The 17,046-nt window shown below is 65.8% G+C and carries 18 protein-coding genes, 1 tRNA gene, 1 pseudogene and 1 riboswitch; of the genes and pseudogenes, 6 read left to right on the top strand and 14 right to left on the bottom strand.

Annotation, left to right across the window (positions count from 1 at the left end; all coding sequences use genetic code 11):
• Window positions 1-35: 35 nt before the first annotated feature.
• The gene (locus ACVWY5_RS20045) at window positions 36-482 is read right to left on the bottom strand and encodes a hypothetical protein (RefSeq protein ID WP_018272072.1); all 447 of its coding nucleotides are present in this window, start codon (window positions 480-482) and stop codon (window positions 36-38) included.
• Between the two features lie 212 nt (window positions 483-694).
• Between ACVWY5_RS20045 and ACVWY5_RS20050 the strand changes: the two genes are divergently transcribed.
• Complete coding sequence (locus ACVWY5_RS20050; protein ID WP_028337633.1) at window positions 695-967, top strand: hypothetical protein; 273 nt, start codon at window positions 695-697, stop codon at window positions 965-967.
• Between the two features lie 100 nt (window positions 968-1,067).
• Window positions 1,068-1,144 (top strand) — tRNA-Arg (locus tag ACVWY5_RS20055).
• Window positions 1,145-1,425: 281 nt separating this feature from the next.
• Here the strand turns inward: ACVWY5_RS20055 and ACVWY5_RS20060 are convergent.
• Window positions 1,426-2,436 carry a helix-turn-helix domain-containing protein gene (locus ACVWY5_RS20060; protein ID WP_321177138.1) on the bottom strand — a complete coding sequence of 337 codons (1,011 nt, stop codon included), beginning with the start codon at window positions 2,434-2,436 and terminating at the stop codon, window positions 1,426-1,428.
• Between the two features lie 162 nt (window positions 2,437-2,598).
• Here ACVWY5_RS20060 and ACVWY5_RS20065 point away from each other — a divergent pair, with 162 nt between their 5' ends.
• Window positions 2,599-3,741 carry an alkane 1-monooxygenase gene (locus ACVWY5_RS20065; protein WP_028337631.1) on the top strand — a complete coding sequence of 381 codons (1,143 nt, stop codon included), beginning with the start codon at window positions 2,599-2,601 and terminating at the stop codon, window positions 3,739-3,741.
• Between the two features lie 29 nt (window positions 3,742-3,770).
• On the opposite strand, the gene ACVWY5_RS20070 is transcribed toward ACVWY5_RS20065, so the two are convergent.
• The 6 genes from ACVWY5_RS20070 to ACVWY5_RS20095 form a co-directional block, all read right to left on the bottom strand.
• Entirely contained in the window at window positions 3,771-4,568 is a 798-nt protein-coding gene (locus ACVWY5_RS20070) for a class I SAM-dependent methyltransferase (RefSeq protein WP_028337630.1), read from the bottom strand.
• A 186-nt stretch (window positions 4,569-4,754) separates the two neighbouring features.
• A complete protein-coding gene (locus tag ACVWY5_RS20075) occupies window positions 4,755-5,126 on the bottom strand; it encodes an SANT/Myb-like DNA-binding domain-containing protein (protein ID WP_016846479.1) in 372 nt (123 codons plus the stop codon).
• A gap of 224 nt (window positions 5,127-5,350) precedes the next feature.
• A complete protein-coding gene (locus ACVWY5_RS20080) occupies window positions 5,351-5,644 on the bottom strand; it encodes a hypothetical protein (protein WP_028337629.1) in 294 nt (97 codons plus the stop codon).
• A 224-nt stretch (window positions 5,645-5,868) separates the two neighbouring features.
• On the bottom strand, window positions 5,869-6,297 hold the full coding sequence (locus tag ACVWY5_RS20085; RefSeq protein WP_193395243.1) for a zinc-ribbon domain containing protein: 429 nt from the start codon (window positions 6,295-6,297) through the stop codon (window positions 5,869-5,871).
• Between the two features lie 227 nt (window positions 6,298-6,524).
• A complete protein-coding gene (locus tag ACVWY5_RS20090) occupies window positions 6,525-6,977 on the bottom strand; it encodes a MaoC/PaaZ C-terminal domain-containing protein (protein WP_028337627.1) in 453 nt (150 codons plus the stop codon).
• A 129-nt stretch (window positions 6,978-7,106) separates the two neighbouring features.
• Window positions 7,107-7,970: a bifunctional 5,10-methylenetetrahydrofolate dehydrogenase/5,10-methenyltetrahydrofolate cyclohydrolase gene (locus tag ACVWY5_RS20095; RefSeq protein WP_028337626.1), complete on the bottom strand. Its 864-nt coding sequence runs from the start codon at window positions 7,968-7,970 to the stop codon at window positions 7,107-7,109.
• Window positions 7,971-7,985: 15 nt separating this feature from the next.
• Window positions 7,986-8,065: riboswitch (ZMP/ZTP riboswitch) on the bottom strand.
• A gap of 217 nt (window positions 8,066-8,282) precedes the next feature.
• On the opposite strand from ACVWY5_RS20095, the gene ACVWY5_RS20100 reads away from it, so the two are divergent.
• On the top strand, window positions 8,283-8,690 hold the full coding sequence (locus ACVWY5_RS20100; RefSeq protein WP_028337625.1) for a hypothetical protein: 408 nt from the start codon (window positions 8,283-8,285) through the stop codon (window positions 8,688-8,690).
• A gap of 120 nt (window positions 8,691-8,810) precedes the next feature.
• On the opposite strand, the gene ACVWY5_RS20105 is transcribed toward ACVWY5_RS20100, so the two are convergent.
• Window positions 8,811-9,338, bottom strand: coding sequence for a hypothetical protein (locus ACVWY5_RS20105; protein ID WP_051376370.1), 528 nt, complete (start codon window positions 9,336-9,338; stop codon window positions 8,811-8,813).
• 215 nt (window positions 9,339-9,553) lie between these two features.
• On the bottom strand, window positions 9,554-10,189 hold the full coding sequence (locus ACVWY5_RS20110; RefSeq protein WP_051376369.1) for a hypothetical protein: 636 nt from the start codon (window positions 10,187-10,189) through the stop codon (window positions 9,554-9,556).
• A 262-nt stretch (window positions 10,190-10,451) separates the two neighbouring features.
• On the opposite strand from ACVWY5_RS20110, the gene ACVWY5_RS20115 reads away from it, so the two are divergent.
• Entirely contained in the window at window positions 10,452-10,835 is a 384-nt protein-coding gene (locus ACVWY5_RS20115; RefSeq protein ID WP_026192879.1) for a VOC family protein, read from the top strand.
• A 15-nt stretch (window positions 10,836-10,850) separates the two neighbouring features.
• Here ACVWY5_RS20115 and ACVWY5_RS20120 read toward each other — a convergent pair whose 3' ends face one another.
• Entirely contained in the window at window positions 10,851-11,282 is a 432-nt protein-coding gene (locus tag ACVWY5_RS20120; RefSeq protein WP_410712072.1) for a hypothetical protein, read from the bottom strand.
• Between the two features lie 237 nt (window positions 11,283-11,519).
• Between ACVWY5_RS20120 and ACVWY5_RS20125 the strand changes: the two genes are divergently transcribed.
• Complete coding sequence (locus ACVWY5_RS20125) at window positions 11,520-11,870, top strand: GrlR family regulatory protein (protein ID WP_026192881.1); 351 nt, start codon at window positions 11,520-11,522, stop codon at window positions 11,868-11,870.
• A gap of 252 nt (window positions 11,871-12,122) precedes the next feature.
• Here ACVWY5_RS20125 and ACVWY5_RS20130 read toward each other — a convergent pair.
• The 3 genes and pseudogenes from ACVWY5_RS20130 to ACVWY5_RS20140 form a co-directional block, all read right to left on the bottom strand.
• Window positions 12,123-14,741, bottom strand: a pseudogene (locus ACVWY5_RS20130) (PAS domain S-box protein); the annotation flags it as partial.
• Window positions 14,742-14,890: 149 nt separating this feature from the next.
• Window positions 14,891-15,862, bottom strand: a complete 972-nt coding sequence (locus ACVWY5_RS20135) for a tripartite tricarboxylate transporter substrate binding protein (protein WP_028337622.1) — start codon at window positions 15,860-15,862, stop codon at window positions 14,891-14,893.
• A 138-nt stretch (window positions 15,863-16,000) separates the two neighbouring features.
• Window positions 16,001-16,909, bottom strand: a complete 909-nt coding sequence (locus tag ACVWY5_RS20140; protein ID WP_028337621.1) for a DMT family transporter — start codon at window positions 16,907-16,909, stop codon at window positions 16,001-16,003.
• Window positions 16,910-17,046 lie beyond the last annotated feature (137 nt).

Genomic DNA, 17,046 nt, shown 5'->3' on the forward strand with positions numbered 1-17,046 from the left:
ACCTGAGGAGGTTCGAAGCGCGAGCGCGTCCGCGCCTACCACTCTTCCGGACAGGGATCGACGATCTTCCAGAGATCGACCCCGTTCTTGATCTTCTTCATCTCGGTGGTGAGCCCGCCATTGCGGCGGATCCAGTCCTTCACCGTATCGGGGTAGTAGGACATCAGATCGGAGGTGCCCTCGAGGCTGGTGACCTTGATACCGAAGGTGAAGGCCTTGTCGTAATAGGCCTGGTGGAAGCCGATGCTGGCCCGCGGCGTGACGCAGATCTTGTTCAGCGGCACGATGCCGAACACCAGCGTGCAGGCCGAGTTGCAGATGCCGTCGATCACGACGCGCTCGCGGCGCTCGCGGATCTGCTTGTACTTGGCCTTGTACTCCTCGACATAGCCGCCATGGTCGCGCGTGATGTGCAGCACCGCCCGCGCGGGCGTCGCGGCCAGAACCGAGAGCAGCAAGGCGACAAGGGGCGTGATGCGCATGGATCGTTCGAAACCGCGGGAAAGGCCGGGCCCGGGCGGACCTGACCGCAAGACTCTGGCCGGACTGTGTTGGCAATCCGTTAAGCATCCGCAAAAAGGCAAAATTTGGCGCGCTGTGACTGATTTCCCGCAGCTTTTGGCCCCGATTCCAGGTTAAATGGGCCCCGGGGCGGCCCACAATGCCGATTCCCGTAAATGACCGGAGGCCGCCCATGACCAAGACCAAGCTTTTCGCCGCCCTCGCTCTGGCCGTGATGGCCCTGACCCCGGCGGCTGCGGCCGACCTCACGGCCCATCCGCGCCACCACCGGCATCACCACCACGCCCATTGGGGCCTGCCCTACCACATCAGCTATTTGCACAATTACGGCCCCGGCCCGACTGCCGGCACGTTCGCCTATTACGATGGCTCCCCGCGCAACAAGTGCTACCAGGGCGCGGCCGCCTATATCGGCCAGGACCACCGACGGCATCCCTGCTTCTGACGGCTTTAAGGGAGAGGACCGCCGGGGCGCCGGCACCGCCGGGTGCCGCGCTTCGTGCCTGCTGGCCCTCCCCGCCCAAGTCTGATAATCGACCCGCAACGCGCTCGTAGCTCAGCTGGATAGAGCATCGGATTTCGATTCCGAGGGTCGGGAGTTCGAATCTCTCCGAGCGCGCCATCATTTGGACGCCCCCGTGGCAGCGTGCGACGGCAGCCACGAAACCATTTTCATCAGCGGACGAAACCGGGCGGAAACATTTGACCGGTACCACTCCTCCCAAACAATAATGGGGAAGTGTCATGATGGAAGCGACCATTGTCGCGCTGCTGCTCCTCAGCGCCGCTGTGTTTTTTGCTCACGCCTACGACGCCCTGCATACGCATTGACGGGATCGGCATCGTTTAAGTCTGCGTACCGTCCACCAGGTCTGTGGGCTTGCGCGAGGCGTCAACCGCGCCCTAACCCCGCCCGCCCTTCTCTCCGAACCACCGCCGGCACGCCCGGCTGAAGCTCGTCGCATCGGTGTAGCCGAGCGCGGCCGCCATTTCGTCGCGCGATTGGGTGCCGGCCGCGAGCATGATCCTTGCGCGCTCGCGCAGCACGCCATCGAGCAGCGGGCGGAAGGCGCTGCCGGTCTCGGCGAGCCGCCGCACCAGCGTTCGCCGCGAGGTGCCGACGAGGCGCGCGGCCTCCTCCTCAGCGAGACGCCGCGGCAGGCGGGCCGCGATCAGGCGCTCGACGATCCCCGCCAGCGCCGTGGTGTCGGGCTGCGGATTTTCGATCGCCTCGAGCGCTTCGATGGCCTTGGCGTGCAATTGCGGATCGGCAAACGGCGACGGCCGCGCGCCAAGCGCTTTCGGTACCTCGAAGATGAAGGCGGCAGCGTTGAACTTCACCGCGCAGGAATAATGCTCGAGCAGCCGCTCCGCGCCCGCAGGCGGCGGCCAGGGAAATTGCAGCGTCGCCTCACCGATCGCATCCTCGAGCAGCTGGACGTACACCGCGTGCACGTTGAGGCTGACCGCCAGCGCCACGGCGTGCCACAGCGCTTCGTCCATCGCGACGGCGGGAGAGATTTCGATCTGGATCGCGCGCGCGGTCTCGCGCAGCCGGTTGCGGACGAAGGGCGCGCGGGTCGACCCGAAACGCGCGCCGGTCGCCAACGCATCCGCGATGGTCGGCGCCGTCCTGGTCGCGACGTCGAGCGCGCCTTGCAGCGATGTCGACCACACCGCCGCGGCCGACAATGGCCATAGCTCGCCATGCCGGCGGGTGATGTTGGCCGCCAGCACCACCAGCGAGGATACCGGCATGTGACCACCGGGCTGGTCGAGCGCTTCGAGCCGAATTCCGGTGCCCTTCAGCAGCTCGTCGCGATCGCTTCGCGTCTGGCCAAATGCCCGCACCAGGGCCCGCGCATAGGCCGCGGACACCGGCGTGCGAAGGGCATCGGATTCCGATCCGTGCATGGCGTCGGCGACCTCCCCCTCGCGAACGTCCGGCCGAACGAGGCTTGGCGCAAAATGCCACAAGATTGGCCTGTTGTGAACTGGCGGCGCAGGCCCGCCTCGCGGCATGCTCGGCCCAACAATGGCGAACGCCACCTCGCAAGAGACGCTGGAGGGAATGCGATGATCTTCACGGGCACCAATGCTGCTGGCGAAACGATCACCTACCGGGACGGCAAACGCTATCTCTGGATGCTCTCGTTCATTCCGCCGCTGATCCCACTGTTGTCCTACTGGCTGTTCCTGCGGACGCACAATGCGCTGGTGACGCTGATCCCCTTCGTCTTCATCTTCATCCTGATCCCGCTGCTCGACGTCGTGTTCGGCGAAGACACCCACAATCCGCCGGCGGAAGTGGTCGCCGCGATGGAGGCCGATCCCTATTACCTGCGGCTCGCGCGCATCACCGTGGTGTTTCCCTGGATCAACTACGTCGCGCTGATTGCGTTCTTCGGCACCCAGGATCTGCCGTGGTGGTCCTATGTCGCCTTGCTGCTCGGCGTCGGCACCATCAATGGCGGCGCGCTGTTGATCGGGCACGAACTCGGCCACAAGCCGGACAGGCTCAACATCCTGTTCGGCATGCTCGCCAACTGCGCGGTCGGCTACGCGCATTTCCGCGTCGAGCACAATCGCGGCCATCACACCTGGGTCGCAACCCCCGAGGATCCCGCCAGCGCGCGCTTCGGTGAATCGATCTATGCGTTCGCAACGCGCGAGCTGCCCGGCGCCTTCAAGCGCGGCTGGCGCAATGAAGCCGAACGGCTGACCCGGCGCGGCGAGCCGGTCTGGTCGGTCAACAACGAGATCCTGCAAGGCTTTGCGCTGACGCTCGTCGTCGCGGCCGTCCTGATCGCGCTGTTCGGCTGGAAGGTCGCGCCCTTCATCGTCGCGCACCATTTCCTCGGCTGGTACGCGCTGACCCAGGCCAACTATGTCGAGCACTACGGGCTACTGCGCGAGAAGCTGCCGAACGGCCGCTACCAGGCGGTCGAGCCGCGCCACTCATGGAATACCAACCACATCGTCTCGAACCTGATGACGTTCCACCTGCAACGTCACTCCGACCACCACGCCAACCCGATGCGCCCCTATCAGTCGCTGCGCGATTTCGACGACATCCCGCGGCTGCCGAACGGCTACACCGGCATGTTCGGGCTGGCGGCGATCCCACCGCTCTGGTTCCGCGTGATGGACCCGAAGACCCTGGCCTGGGCCGGCGGCGACAAGAGCAAACTGAACCTCCGCGATCGGCCCGCGAGCTAGTGATCGCGGCGATTGCCCGGCTCCCGGTCCTATATCTGCGCCGATCGCCGCTTCATGGCGCCGATGCCGAGGAATGAGCCATTCACCGACGGATACTGGCCGGTGAATTCGAACGTTTCGAAGCTTGGCGCTTCCAACTGCTTCAGCGCCTTCCAGAGCAGCGTGGTATCGGGACAGGCTTGGGAATGGATGTCATGATGCACGATGATGCGGGCGTGGGAACGCACCAGCAGATGATCCTGTAGCGCACCGCGCAGGCTGTGATCGCCGTCGATGAAGACGCAGTCCGGCTTCAGCCGGTCGACATGCGCACCGACCAGCGGGGAGGTCGAAAAATCCTGCATGTAGATCGGTTCGATAGCGGCCTGCTGCTGCAGCAGATCGAAGTAGGTCGAGATAAAGGGCGTCGGCGCGATCGGATCGAGTGCAATCACGGTCTTCAGGTCGGCGCCGCTGTTCCTGAGCCACTCAGTAACAAGGATGAACATGCCGCCCCAGCGGCAGCCGATTTCCATGTACGAGGAGACGCCGGACGAATTGCGGGCAAGCCAGGCGAGGTATGGCGCAAGCTGGTTCGGGTATTGCCAAAGGTGGAGGCCCTTGCCGAAGTTCGGCGCCAGTTCCGGCGGCTGCTCATGAAGCAGTTCGTCATTGAGCCCCAGTGCCGGGATGAATTCGCGTTCGAGGAAGTCCACGTCGGTACGCTGAGCCGGATTCAACCCGGCGATCGCATCGATCGCGTCACCGACACTGACAGCGAGATCGGCGAAACGCTGGTATCGGTCGGCTTGGTATCGGTCGGCTTGGGCTAGCGGGGCGTTGAGCATCGGCGCAATCGGATCGGTGGGCTGAAGAGGAGACAGAGAGGCCGCAGGTCGTCGTGCCCCGATGATTGAACGGACGGGGCGTCCGTCTCGGGCGCGAAATCTTGCATTCGGTCGCGAATGGTCCGCCTTCCCCCACCGGATGCGCGAGCCACTTCGGCATGGCGCGCCCGGCGTGCATCCATTCCTTCAGCCGCTCGGAATCTTCCGCCGTACCGCCTCCACGCCGGCGTCGGTCACGTTGTATCTGCGGCCCATCTCCGGGACGATCCAGCCCTTCTCGATCATTCCGGCAATGGTGCTCGGACCGACGCCCGCGGGAAACGGACGGCGGTTGCGGATCGCGTCGATCGCGACCCGCTCGAGATGGGTGGCGACATGCGAGGGGCGCGCGCGAAACGCCTTTGCCATGATCAGGACCGACAGGACCTCGGCGCGCCGGCGCACGGCCGAAGCGCTGCGGGTCAGTTCGTTGCTGATCTCGAGAGCGTTCTTGCCGGCCCTGGCGAGTTCTCTGAGCTTCTCGTCCTCGTCAGGGCTCCAGCGCCGCACGATCCCCATCTGCCCCTCACCGCCTGGATACCCATCTCAAACCGATGCATACGCAGGCGGCGCTGATTTGCCATGTGACTTTCGGCACCTCTTGATGTGACGTCGGGGCTGTCGCCACCAGGACTGCCGATCGCGGGTGCCGCGCGATGCAGCACAAAGAGCATGATCCGATTGAATCGGATCATGCTCTCAATCCCCTTGCTTGGTTGCGTTTGCTTGCGCGCGAAAACGCTTCAGTGCTTGCTGGGTTCAAGCGCGATGAGCACGCCGGTCGGCTCCGGCTCGTGCGGCCGAAGCGACGTCAGCTCCGGATCGCTCCATTCGGCGAGACTGACGACTTCGCCGGTCTGCCCCGACATGTCGGAGGTCTGGGCAGGTTCGAGCACCTTGAGCCCGCTGGTGTCGACGAAGAATGTGTGCTCACCGAACACGCTGTTCAGTTGCGCCACGGCCGGGTGATCGTCCGGAAGCACCTGGGCATTCAGTTGCGTCATGGTCTGCTTGACTTGCGTGGAATTGAGTTTCATCCGCTGCTCCTTCTCGTTGGTTCCGGCCGCGATGGCTTCCTTGACAGGTTTCCTTGACAAGTTTTCCTTGGCTGGTTCCTCCCCGCCCGCACCCCACATCGGGGGCTTCAAGGTCTCGAACCGATCAGGCACCGAAACGTTCCGCACGCGCGACGCATTGACCGCCTGCGCAGCGGTTCCCCGCGTATCGGACGTGAAGTGCGACTCTGAAGTCACGCCCATCGCTACGAGACGGGAGGCTTCTTCCTTGCGAGCCCTTCCAGATGCACACGGCGCGCGGCGGATTTGCGCGCGCGCTCCTTGCTGCGGCAGGCCCGGCAGCGCGCCGCCTTGGTGAACACGTCGCCCTTGGCGGTCTCGTACCACCACTTCTGCTGCAACGGCGTCCAGACCTCGGCAACGCCGCAGTCCTTGCAGACGAAAGGCTCGGGTCGATAGGTTCCGCGCAGGACGAAGTCGGGGGTCGAATAGCTGTTCGAAGGCGCCAGCGCGCTCGTCACCACGGCAACCTCGCCGCGCGCCAGCGCAATCTTGTACTCATGGAGACGGCGCTGTTCGGCGGCGCGCTGCGCCTGCATGCGGCGCCACTCCTCGGCCTTGCGCCGCTTGGCTTCGATCTCCCCGCGCTTCCGCTTGTTGCTCTTCACGCCCATCTTCACGCCCACATCCGTCCAGGCCGATGCCCCACAGCGCGTAGCTGAACCAACTCCCGGGCAGCACGACCTCGTCGATGTTGACGTCATTGATGCGCTGCTGTTCTGCCGCCGGCTTGTCATAATTGCCGCAACATTGCGCGACGACAAGGTCGCGTGCGGGGAACGCGTAGAGGCGCTGACGGCCGTCCGAGGCGGATGACTTCGGAATGCCCCTCAGGCCGCGCCTATGCCCGCCCCTGCTCCGCCGGCCGCATGCGGATCAGCGCGTCGAGCACGAGGACAAGAACCGGGCGCTGCTCGTCGTTGACCAGCTCCGTCTTGAAGATCACGACAGCGTCGCGCCGCTCCGGCCTGATGGTGATCTTCTGGATCTGGGATTGGCCGGTGAGCGTGGCGCCGGGCCGAACCGGGCTCGGCAGGCGAATCTCGAAGCTCCGCCCGACGATCCCCGCCACCTTGGTCCAGATCGCCTCCACGACGAGCCGCTGATAGATCGCAATGGTGTTGAAGCCGCTTGCGATCAGTCCGCCGAACGGGCCTGACGCAGCCGCGACGGGATCGGCATGGATCGGCACCGGATCATATTTGCCGGCGAACTCCAGGATCTCGGCCTCGCCGATCGTGTAGCTGCCAAGCCTGAACGTCTGGCCCTCGGTGAGATCTTCCGCATACAGCATCGCGCGCCTCCATCTGTCGCGCGACGATAGACGAATGGTGCGGGCTTTCCATTACCCCGGACGTCATGAACTTCGTGCGCGATACGCGAGCGACACCCGCCGCTCGCATATCGCCGCAGGTATCCCGCGCTATTGCAGCCGGGCCGCCCTCGCCTTTGCGGCCTTCAGCGTGTTCTCCATCAGGCAGGCGATCGTCATCGGGCCGACGCCGCGCGGCACCGGCGTGATCGCACCGGCGACCTGCACCGCCTCGTCGAACGAGACGTCGCCGCACACCGCATAGCCGCCGTCCGGCTTCTCGACACGCGTGGTGCCGACGTCGATGACGATGGCCTGCGGCTTGATCCAGTCGCCGCGCACGAGGCCCGCCTTGCCCACCGCGCTCACCAGGATGTCGGCCTCGCGGCAGATCCTGCTGATGCCGCGGGTGTGGATATGGGTCTGGGTCACGGTCGCGTGCTCCTGCAGCAGCAGCGCGGCCATCGGCTTGCCGACGATGTTGGAGCTGCCGATCACCACGGCATGGGCGCCGGTGAGGTCCGGCAGGGTCGATTTGATCAGCCGGAGACAGCCGAGCGGCGTGCACGGCACCAGCGCATCGTCGCCGTGAAACAGCCGGCCGGCGTTCAGGGCGTGCAGGCCGTCGACGTCCTTGGCGGGATCGACCGCCGCCATCACGCGCAAGGCGTCGATATGCGCCGGCAACGGCAGCTGCACGAGGATGCCGTCGATATCGTCGCGCGCATTGAGCGCCTCTACTCCGGCAAGCAGATCGGCCTCGCTGGCATCATCCGGCAGGCGTGCGACCTCGCCGCGCAGGCCGAGCCGTCCGGCCATCCTGACCTTGCTCTGCACATAGATCTGGCTCGCCGGATCACAGCCGACCAGCACGACCGCAAGCCCCGGCGCGCGGGGCAGCCGGTCGAGTTCGCCAGCAATCTTGTCGATGACAATTTGGGCATGTGCATGCCCATCGAGAATGTTCGCCGTCATGGCACCTCCGTTTCGAAGCGGTGCCCAGGCGCGCGGCGTCCAGTCTCTGCGCTCCCCGATGGTGGTCCATCCAAGCGCCAGTCGCGCAGATGGCGTCGTCATAGCCGCCCCGCCGGGCAAAGGCAATTCACGCTCTCCCGCGGGTCGAGCGGCGACGAATTGCCCTCACTTTTGCCGGTGGATCGGTGCCGGGCGGGTCACCTCTGGGGGTAGGATTCGGGCAAGACTTGCGTTAAGTCTCGGCGCTTGCCGGGCTTTTCCGATCCCCGGCGCCATCCTTCCGGTCATCACGCCATTTCGGACATTTTCGACATGAGACATATCATCCTCGCGCTGGCGCTCTTCTGCCCGGCTGCCGCGCTTGCCCAAGGCACCACGCCGGCCCCCGCCGACGCCGACAAGCCGGCGGCGACCTCGCAGCCGATGGTCGGCGACAAGCCGCTGGTCCAGGTCGGCAAGAAGTCGGCCGCCAAGAAGGGCGAGAAGCCTGCTGCGCCCGGCAAGCCGCAATCGGTTGCCCAGAAGCTTCAAGCCTGTCAGGACATCGACGACGCCACCAAGGAGCGGCTGATCTGCTACGACGAGATCTTCAAGCCGCAGCCGAAGCCGAAAGCCGCCCCGGCCAAGGGCGTTAACGATTGCCGCTTCGTGAAGGAAGAGGACGAGCGGCTGACCTGCTACAACGGCTTCGCGGACAAGATTCCGCGCCTGCCGCGCTAAAGGTAGCGGGCGGCACTCGGACGCCTTCCCGCATCCGGCGAGGTGCCTGATCGCGGACGTGAAAATGCCGCCGCAAGTGTTTGCGGCGGCGGATCGATTGCCGGCTGCGGCAGCCTTTTCTTACCAGGTCCCGAAGCCGCCGAAGAAGCCCATGCGCTGCTGCTGCTGCGCGACGCGGTAAGGCTGATACATGCCGGGCTGCGCCAGCCGCATCGGCTGCTGGGGATGGGCATGGTAGCGCGCGACCTTGCGCTTCTTCGGCGCCTGAGGCTGGGCCTGCGCCGGTTGTTCAGCCGATTTTGCCTCAGCCGCGACCTTCTGCGCATCAGCCTTCTCCGGCGGAATGAACTGGGCGAACGTATTGCGGACGCGGGCTTGCGCCGACGCATCGCCCGTAGCCGACGGGACGGCCGCGGCGACCGCGTTGACCTGCGCTGGAACAATGGTCGGCAAATTGGTGTCGTAGACCACCCGCTCGGGCAATTTCTGGGTCGACTTGATGCGCACCATGGTCTTGTCGACACCCGACGACGACAGTCCCTGGGCCTGGCCGGCGACCACGGCCTCCTGCGGCACGATGGCATTGACGACGAAGAGCAGCGCGAGCAGCACTCCACCAACGAACAGGAAATAACGCGCCACAGGCATTTTGGTAGCTCCCCCCGCGCAGCAGGGCGCGGTTCATCTCGGCGCGACGACATCAGTCATCGCGCGGGCGATTTCATCGTCTGCGCATGATCACCCGGACGCTATCCGCGCTCCCGGGTCGGTCACTAACGGCTGGTTTATTAGTTAGTTCCGGCCCGGCCGTTACGGTTCACCCGGCAGGTCAATTTGCGGTCACTTTTTCGAGATGCCGGGAATTAAAGGCGGCTGGCCGTCACGACCGAGCATTTCGCCTTGTTTGCGTTAACGTTGACGAACCCGACCAACATCTGCGAGTAGGTCTTGCGGCTTTTCATGGCGATGGTGTCGGAGATCAGCCGCTTGCGCTCGGTCAGCGGCCGACCGTCCCGGCGGATGAAGGCGCAGGCGATCTCGATATCCTTGACGGCGAAATCATTGGCATTGCGCAGCGTCAGGGTGACCAGCGCCTTCGAACCCAGCCCGCCGCGCCGCCACGATTGCGAGGCGATCCGCAGCTTGTCCAGCGGCGACCTTTCAGCGCCGGGCCCGGACGGCTTGGCCTCCTCTGCTCCCTGTGGGGCGGCGGCAACGCCGACGGTAGTCGGCTCGTCCGCCGGTGCGGCCAGCGCATCCCTCGCGGTCTGATTTGTGATTTGGGCTGGTTGCGCGCCGGTCGGGGCATTCTGCGCGGTACGGATCATGGAGGACACCGGCCAAATATCCTGGTCTCCGGCGTCGCTCGGCTCGGGGAGCATGAACCATGCGGCGATCCCGGCGAGCGCAATCAGCGGCAGCAGCAGGCTGGCGTAGAAGCCCCCTTCACCGAGACGTCCGGCGGCCAACCTCCGAAACGACGCCAAGCCGATCCGCATCGTCGTGCCCTCACCCTGGCAGCCTGATCGGGCCGCCCCCCACACAGAGAGGAAGCCGCACCGCGCGGCTTCCGGGACGGCCGCAGGTCGAGCGGCCACGCGAAGACAATCGCTGACGGCCGCAATGGTTTCATTCCGGGACGACAATCTTGCGGCCGGCAGCACGGAGGGATGGCCTCACGGCCGGCCGCTCGCTAAGTTCGCGCCGCCCGAGAGCTAGTGCCGCGCGCCGAAGCGGCGCGAGAACAGCAAGGAGATCGCAATGCCTGTCGTCACCTGGGACCACGTCCACCTGCGCAGTCCCGATCCCGAGGCCACTGCGACCTGGCTGCGCGACATTCTCGGCGGCGAGATCATCCGCGGCCCCGGCCGCATCGACGTCCAACTCGGCGGTGCCAAGGTGTTCATTGCGGAGGTGACCCAGGGCGACGGCGTCAACGCCGCGCCGGTGACGCCCTATCAGGGGCTCGATCATTTCGGGCTCACGGTGAAGGACATCGACGCGGTCGCGGCCGAGATCAAGGCCAAGGGCGTCGAATTCACCAAGGAGCCGACCACGATCCGTCCGGGCGTGCGGATCTGCTTCATCCGCGGTCCGCAGGGCATCTCGATCGAACTGCTCGAGCGCGACCAGAAATACGTCTGAGCCACGCGTGCGGCGCTAAGTCATGCTGCCGGGCATGAAGCAGCGGATCGTCACGCCCATGTAGCTGGGAATCGGCCAGACCATGGCGCGGCCGACCCGGTTGGGCTCGGTGACCACGGCCTCGTCGGGGACATCGATCCACGCCCCGTCGAGGCGCACACGATAGTGCCCGTCCTTGGATTCCCAGTCGACATCGCTGACCGCTGTACCGTCGGCATCCGAACAGCACGGCCCTTTGCCGCTGCGCAGGCCGTCGAACCATTCCTTCAGCGGCGAATTGGCGTAGCGGCCGTCGGGATCGCGCGCCTGCGCGATTCGCATGGCCGCGACCAACACCAGCGTTATCAGCACGAGGGATACGATCATGTGGCCCGCATAGCGGGCCGGAGTTCCATTGAGCCTGCGAGGGCGTGCCCAATGGCCGCCGGATTCAATCCAGTCAGACATGTGTTTGCTCCAGCACTCACCGGCCAGTGCAACCAGAGCTATGCATTTCGCGGGCCACTTTGATTCGCGCGTACGGTCCGCTGTCATCGCGCCGTCACACTGCCTGGCAGGAACCGAGGGTGTCACCCGAACGCGGAACACCCGGGAATCAACCTGCCGCATTGCACGAGGTTGCTCGCTTTGGCATAAAAAACCAACTGGCTTGCCGTGGGCGCGGCGGCCAGCAATCGGGACATCATGAAGAACGGACTTTACTCAATTCACGTCACCCTGCTGGACGGTCGCGTCGGCAAGGGCAGCGGCGTCATTCTCTTCCGCGACGGCCAGATTCTGGGCGGCGACGCCTATCTTTACTACACCGGCAGCTACACGGTGAAGGGCGATGCCTTCAAGGGCGAAGTCCTTGTGCAACGCCACACGACGCCGCGCGACACCGACAACCCGCTGTTCGGCGGGCCCGCGCCCGTCGGCATCGGCGTCTCCGGCACCTTCACCGACACCCGCGGCACCATGAGTGGGACCGCGCTGGTCGGCAAGGCGAGCCTGATCTTCGGCGCCACGCTGCACAAGCTCGCGGATATCAATTAGCGGTTTGAAACTCGCTGCTAGATCCGTCATCCCCGCGCAAAGGCTTCGCCTTTGCGCGGGGATGACGGATCTAGAGCGAGCGCGCGGCTGGCCATTTCGCTTCGTGCCTACTCCGCGGCCTGCTCCAGCGGCGCGACGCGCGGCAGGATCATCTGGATGCGTGTGCCGTTGCCCGGCGCGGAATCCAGCGAGAGCCGGCCGCCGAGCCGCGTGGTGACGATGCTGTAGACGAGCCCGGTGCCGTGTGCCGTTGCCCGGCGCGGAATCCAGCGAGAGCCGGCCGCCGAGCCGCGTGGTGACGATGCTGTAGACGATGTGCAGGCCGAGCCCGGTGCCGCCCTGATCGCGCCGCGTCGTGAAGAACGGATCGAAGGCGCGGCGGCGCACGTCGAGACTCATGCCGCAGCCATTGTCGGCGAAGATCACCTCGACATTGTCGCCGCCTGCGGCGTGGACCTGGATCTCGACCTCGCCGGCCTTGCCGTCCGGGAACGCATGCGCGACCGCGTTGAGGAACAGATTGGTCAGCACCTGGCCATACGGTCCCGGATAGGAATTCATGATCAGGTTCGGCTCGCAATCGACATTGAGCGTCAGATTGTGCTTCCGCAGGCCGGGCCTCAGACTCATCACCACCTGCTCGGTGAGATCGCCGAGGTCGAAGGTGCGCTGGTCCGAATAGTTGCGGTCGGCGGCGACCTGCTTGAACGACTGGATCAGCTCCGCGGCGCGGTTGAGATTGGCGACGAGTTGCGAGGAGGCATCGCGCGCCGTGTTCAGGAAATCGTTGAGGCTGGAGCGGCGCAGGTCGCCGCGCTCGACCTGGGTGGCGAAATTCGCGGTCTTGCGCTCCAGCGCGGACGCCACCGTCAGGCTGATGCCGACGGGATTGTTGACCTCATGGGCGACGCCGGCCACCAGACGGCCGAGCGCGGCGAGCTTTTCGGCCTCGATCAGCGAATTCTGGGTTTCCCGCAGATTGCGCAACGCGGCCTCCGCGGAATCCCTTGCCTTGCGCATCTCCTGCTCGGAGCGCTTGCGCTCGCCGATGTCGAGCGCGACCGTGACGATGTTCTCGATCTCGCCTTGCGCATCGAGGATCGGCAGCTTGTTGACCAGCCATTGCCGCATGTTGCCGGCGACGTCCTTGTACTCCTCTTCATAGAAGCCGAGCTCGCGGCGCGCCGACAGGACGCGCTTGTCGTTTTCATCGGTCTTCGCCGCGCCATAGCGCGACATCAGCTCGCCTGTGGTCTGGCCGATCGCGTCCTGCGGCTCGATGCCGAAGATTCCTGCCATGTAGCGGTTCATCAGCACGTAGCGCAGGTCGCGGTCCTTGACGTTGATGACGGCGGGCACGGTGTCGATGACCATCTGCAACAGCCGACGGCCTTCGGCGATCGCGTCTTCGGCGCGCTTCTGGTCGGTGATGTCGCGCACCGTGCCCTCGTAGCGGATCACTTCGCCCGCGTCGTTGCGGACGACGGTCGCCGAATCGGACAGCCACAGCACGGTGCCGTCGCTCGCGCGCACCTGGTACTCGTAGTCACGCACCGTGCCGTCGCGCTGCATCAGCTGCTGGTACTGCTCGCGCGCCGCCGGATCGAGGTAGACGGTGGTGGCGATGTCGTCGATGCCCTTGATCAGGTCCTGCGGCGTGGCATAGCCCATCATCCGTGCCAGCGCCGGATTGGCGTTGAGCAGCGCGCCGCCCGGCGTCGTGACGTAGATGCCCTCCACAGACGCCTCGAACAGCTTGTGGTAACTCTCTTCGGCAAGCCGCTGCTCGGCGAGCGCGCGCAGCGCCGCTTCGCGCGCGCTGTCGGCGTCGACCAGGGTCTGGCGGAACACTTCGGCGGCGCGCGCGATGTCGCCGATCTCGTTGTCGAGGTCGGCGCCGGGAATGAACGCGCTCTTCTCGCCGCCGGCGACCTTGCGGATCGAGCCCGCGATCCTGGCAAGCGGGCGGACGGTGCGGCGAACCACCAGCACCGACGCGAACAGGCCGATCAGCACGCCCGCCGTGCCGAGCACGATGCTCTGCCATTTCGCTTCAGCCAGCGTCCGGGCAAAATCGCGCGACAGCACATGGCCGCGGCGAGAGCTGAGCTCGCGCAGCAGCTCGGTGACCTTCTGGATCAGCCGTCCTTCGGCGCCGAGCACCTCCTTGTCAATGTCGGCGATCTGGCCCTCACGCACCGAGACCGCGATGATCGCCTCGGCATAATTGTCGACGGCGCCGCGCAGCGCGGGATCGGAGATGGCCATCGCCCGCATGCTCTGCGCGGCCTGCTCGGCGGCCGACGTGTTGTGCGCCAGCAGCGCGGTGGCAATCCGGCTCTGGGATTGCGACAGCGCATTGGCCAGCGCCGCATCGTTGCTCGCGGCGACCGCCTTGTCGAAGGCGTCGCGCAGCGGCGGCAGCCCGGCGACCAGCTCGGCGCGGCGGCTGAGCAGCGCCGAGATGCGCTCGATGCCGTTGCGATAGGTCGCCAGCCGCTGGGTGACGCCGTCGATCATGTCCTGCTGCTCGGGCGCCAGCTTGATGCGGGTCTTTTTCAGAATCTCGCTCAGCGACTGGGCCGCCTCCGCAACCTGGACCGACTGGCTGCCCGGCTCGGTGACGAAGTCGCGCGCCGCCAGCCGCAGCTCGTTCATGCGGCGGTCGATATCCTCAGCGATGTCGCCGACGCTCTGCAGCCGCTGCAGCTCGGCGAAGGTCGTATCGATGTGGCGGATCGCGATCACGCTGGCGGTGGATGTGATGATGATCACAGCCAGGACCAGCAGGAAGCTGCCGAACGTGAGCTGGCCAATGGAGAGGGAGAACGCACGCGGCGCTTGCGAATTCGGCGGCAATTCAGCGGTCATGTCATCAAGGCCGGGGTCCAATGCGCCCTAATATACGGGAAATTACGGGCTTTGGGGAAACATGCTGCACGGCCCAACCCGCCGGCGGTGTGACCGGCGTCACCCCGGGGCGGGTGCCGGTGGTCGATTCCGGCACAGGCAGCGTCGGCCTAGTCCGGCGGGATGCCAGCCTCCTTGACCACCCGTGCCCAGAGGGCGACGTCCGCCGCGATGACGTCGGCAAAGCGCTTCAGTGGTGCGCTCCGGGCGTCGCAACCAGCAACATCGAGCTTCTTCCACACCTCGGCGGAGGCCAGCGCGGTTTCCAGCGCCGCGCTGATGCGTTCGACCACCGGCTGCGGCGTGCCCGCCGGCACCACGAAGCCGAACCACGGCGTCACCTGGGCCTCGGCAACCCCCTGTTCGGCCATGGTCGGCACGTCGGGAAAGTATTTCGAGCGGCCGTCGCTGATCGCGCCGATGATCCGGATGCTGCCGGACTGCACCTGGGCCAGCGCCTGGTTGGCCGACAGGAAGCTCGAGGTGATCAGGCCGCTCGCGATATCGGGCACCATCTGCGGATAGCCGCGATAGCCGATCGCGGTGACGTCGATGCCGGCGAGCCGCTTGAACAGCTCGAAGCCGAGATGGCCGGTCGAGCCCTTGCCGGGATGGCTGTAGTTCAGCGTCCCCGGCTTGGCCTTGGCCAGCGCGACATAGTCGGCGACGGTCTTCACCGGCAACGAGGTCGGCACGATGAAGAAGTTCGGGGCGAGACAGATCTGCCCGACCGGCACGAAATCCCTGACCGGATCCCAGCGCAGCTGCGTGTTCAGCGCCGGGCTTGCGGTGAAGAAGGTCGTCACCAATAGCCATGTGTATCCGTCGGGAGTGGCGCGTGCGACCTCCTCGGCCGCGATCGAGCCATTGGCGCCGGATTTAGCCTCGACGACGATCGTCCCCTTCCACTGCTCCTGCATGTCCTGCGCCATGATGCGCGCGAACACGTCGGCGACGCTGCCCGGTGCGTAGGGAATGACGATGCGGATCGGCCGGTTCGGGAAGTCCTGCGCGCGCACCGTGCCCGCCATCGCCAGCAACGCCAGGCACGCACCGGCAATGAGGCTGACCCGCTGCAACATCGTCTCGTTTCCCGCCCAGTGATCTCGTTGCGGGCAGCATGCAGGCATTGGCCGGCGGCAGCAAGGCGCCGGTTTCAGCGGGCGAAACTTCAGGCGGTGGCGGCCCTTCGCGCCGGAATCGTCATCGCGGCGATGACCTCAGGCCGTGGCGACTCTTCGTGCGGGAATCGTCATCGCGGCGACACCGATCACGACGCAGGCGAGCCCGATCCATGCCGTCGGGCTCAGCCGTTCGCCCAGCAACATGACGCTGAGCGCAACCCCGATCGGCACCCGCAAGTAAGCTTGCGCGGTGGTGCCGACCGAGCCGAGGGTCTGGATCAGGCGGAAGTAGATCACGAACGCGATCGCGGTCGAGAACACTGCAAGCGCGAGCAATGCGGCGAGCGACGTCGTCGACGGCGACAGCGTCCAGGGCCGCTCGACGGCAACGCTGAGCGGAACGAGGATCGCAGCGCCCGCGATCAGCGAACCCGCCGCCGGCGCCATCGGATCGAGCCCCTTGAAGCCGCGGCTGAAGATCGCGGCACAGGCATAGCAGATGGTGGCGGCGACGATCGTGACCTCGGCTACGATCCCCTGCCCGAGATCGCGGAACGCATCGACGCCGACGATCAGGCAGATGCCGGCCATGCCTGATATCACCCCGAACAGCTTGCGCGGGCTCGCGGCCTCGTGGCGGGTGATCGCGGTGGTGAACAGGAAGGTGAAGATCGGCGAGGCCGAATTGAGGATGGTGGCGAGCCCCGCATCGACGAAGCGCTCGCCCCAGGCGATCAGCGTCCACGGGATCACGCTGTTGAGGCAGGCCTGGAAGATGAAGCGGCGCCAGGTCGCGCGATCGGTCGGCATCGTCACGCCGCGCATCCGCATGATGACGAGCAGCAGCAGCCCCGCGATCGCGGTGCGCGCCGCGATCAGCGTGATCGGCGGGATGGTCGCGACACCGAGCTTGATAAAGGTATAGGAGCCGCCCCACAGTGTGGCGAGCGCGAGCAGCAAGGCGAGCTCGAAGGCCATGCTCGGCTGTCGTGGAGTGGTGGTCATTGGCGGGATTCCGTCTCGATGGTTGAGACGGAAGCTACATCGATGTGAGTGTGTGATCCTTCGCTACAGACCGAAGTGTGGTTAGAAAGCGCCTCGCTTTCCCATCGTCGTCCCGGCGAAAGCCAGGACCCATTACC

This window comes from Bradyrhizobium sp. USDA 3256 (assembly GCF_054058275.1).

What these genes read in the sequence shown, in the direction of transcription:
- ACVWY5_RS20045 (WP_018272072.1), bottom strand. Translation starts at nt 482, where the DNA reads ATGCGCATCACGCCCCTTGTCGCCTTGCTGCTCTCGGTTCTGGCCGCG.
- ACVWY5_RS20050 (WP_028337633.1), top strand. Translation starts at nt 695, where the DNA reads ATGACCAAGACCAAGCTTTTCGCCGCCCTCGCTCTGGCCGTGATGGCC.
- ACVWY5_RS20060 (WP_321177138.1), bottom strand. Translation starts at nt 2,436, where the DNA reads ATGCACGGATCGGAATCCGATGCCCTTCGCACGCCGGTGTCCGCGGCC.
- ACVWY5_RS20065 (WP_028337631.1), top strand. Translation starts at nt 2,599, where the DNA reads ATGATCTTCACGGGCACCAATGCTGCTGGCGAAACGATCACCTACCGG.
- ACVWY5_RS20070 (WP_028337630.1), bottom strand. Translation starts at nt 4,568, where the DNA reads ATGCTCAACGCCCCGCTAGCCCAAGCCGACCGATACCAAGCCGACCGA.
- ACVWY5_RS20075 (WP_016846479.1), bottom strand. Translation starts at nt 5,126, where the DNA reads ATGGGGATCGTGCGGCGCTGGAGCCCTGACGAGGACGAGAAGCTCAGA.
- ACVWY5_RS20080 (WP_028337629.1), bottom strand. Translation starts at nt 5,644, where the DNA reads ATGAAACTCAATTCCACGCAAGTCAAGCAGACCATGACGCAACTGAAT.
- ACVWY5_RS20085 (WP_193395243.1), bottom strand. Translation starts at nt 6,297, where the DNA reads ATGGGCGTGAAGAGCAACAAGCGGAAGCGCGGGGAGATCGAAGCCAAG.
- ACVWY5_RS20090 (WP_028337627.1), bottom strand. Translation starts at nt 6,977, where the DNA reads ATGCTGTATGCGGAAGATCTCACCGAGGGCCAGACGTTCAGGCTTGGC.
- ACVWY5_RS20095 (WP_028337626.1), bottom strand. Translation starts at nt 7,970, where the DNA reads ATGACGGCGAACATTCTCGATGGGCATGCACATGCCCAAATTGTCATC.
- ACVWY5_RS20100 (WP_028337625.1), top strand. Translation starts at nt 8,283, where the DNA reads ATGAGACATATCATCCTCGCGCTGGCGCTCTTCTGCCCGGCTGCCGCG.
- ACVWY5_RS20105 (WP_051376370.1), bottom strand. Translation starts at nt 9,338, where the DNA reads ATGCCTGTGGCGCGTTATTTCCTGTTCGTTGGTGGAGTGCTGCTCGCG.
- ACVWY5_RS20110 (WP_051376369.1), bottom strand. Translation starts at nt 10,189, where the DNA reads ATGCGGATCGGCTTGGCGTCGTTTCGGAGGTTGGCCGCCGGACGTCTC.
- ACVWY5_RS20115 (WP_026192879.1), top strand. Translation starts at nt 10,452, where the DNA reads ATGCCTGTCGTCACCTGGGACCACGTCCACCTGCGCAGTCCCGATCCC.
- ACVWY5_RS20120 (WP_410712072.1), bottom strand. Translation starts at nt 11,282, where the DNA reads ATGTCTGACTGGATTGAATCCGGCGGCCATTGGGCACGCCCTCGCAGG.
- ACVWY5_RS20125 (WP_026192881.1), top strand. Translation starts at nt 11,520, where the DNA reads ATGAAGAACGGACTTTACTCAATTCACGTCACCCTGCTGGACGGTCGC.
- ACVWY5_RS20135 (WP_028337622.1), bottom strand. Translation starts at nt 15,862, where the DNA reads ATGTTGCAGCGGGTCAGCCTCATTGCCGGTGCGTGCCTGGCGTTGCTG.
- ACVWY5_RS20140 (WP_028337621.1), bottom strand. Translation starts at nt 16,909, where the DNA reads ATGACCACCACTCCACGACAGCCGAGCATGGCCTTCGAGCTCGCCTTG.